Raw genomic sequence first — 950 nt, 5'->3', positions numbered from 1 at the left:
CTGGCAGAGACTTGACGCCGGCCACGACGCCGTTGAAGTGGCCTACGTCGCTGACAACCATGGGACGCCGTCGGTTGCAGCCGTGTTTGAAGCCGCTGACGGCGATCTAGAGGCCCACGAGTTCACGCTGGAAGCGTGGGACGAGAACGATGGGAATCCTCGCGAGGCCCGACTGAACCGGTACTGCGTCACCACTGACGGCGACGGGGCCTACGCCCGTCTTCGATCACATCTGCTGACCTTCGAGGTCGAACCGATAGAGCGACTTGAAGTGTGAGTTGATCTCGCTCTGAGTGCATAGAATACCGACAGTACAGCTGGTTGTATTCTGCTCTGCTGAATTGCTTAGAACATTGTAGGAGCCAGTCATCAGGTGCGGACCAGAACGTGATTGTATCTTAGTCGCTTTTAAGCGCTTCCTCAGGGAGCAGTATCTCGGGCCGTTGGCGGCAATCTGCAGCCCGCGCGAACGCTCTAATTCGATCCCACTCGTCGGGTGTGAGGTTGCTATCCATAATTGACAACTACCTGTTTAGCGTTTTAATATCTTCTGTATTCATATAAAATAAAAGGAGGTTAGGGAAAGCAATGAGGACAAACTAACCTCAGGAGAGTCCCTACGACACCCCCTTGAGACCGGCTTTAGTCCCAGACTTAACACACCGTATTTCGAGTGAAAATACCATCGCTGTCTGGTGGTTTTCTCCGGAGACAGTGATGTGCGCCAATTCTTCAGCGATTAGTCGCCCAGACTGTGAGTTTTTGCACCCCAGTCGGGTGCGGGGCGGTCCAGTGAGAGCGTCCCGACAGTACCCATGGCATCGAAGACCACCAACAGCGATCAGACCGGAGAACAGCAATCAGCATCCAGCGAAGCGCAGTTCCCAGACCTCACAGTCCACGCCGAGGGGACCGCAGATCGACTTCGGCGCGTCAATGAAACTGCGAAA

The 950-nt window shown here is 54.7% G+C and carries 1 pseudogene; it reads left to right on the top strand.

The annotated features are described in order from the left end of the window. Positions 1 to 277 (top strand): annotated as a pseudogene (locus tag ACYJ11_RS21345) (hypothetical protein); the annotation flags it as partial. Positions 278 to 950 lie beyond the last annotated feature (673 nt).

Source organism: Haloarcula sp. H-GB5 (genome assembly GCF_054850705.1).
The sequence above is the reverse complement of the archived record's forward strand: the minus strand, read 5'-3'. Positions and strand labels throughout refer to the sequence as shown.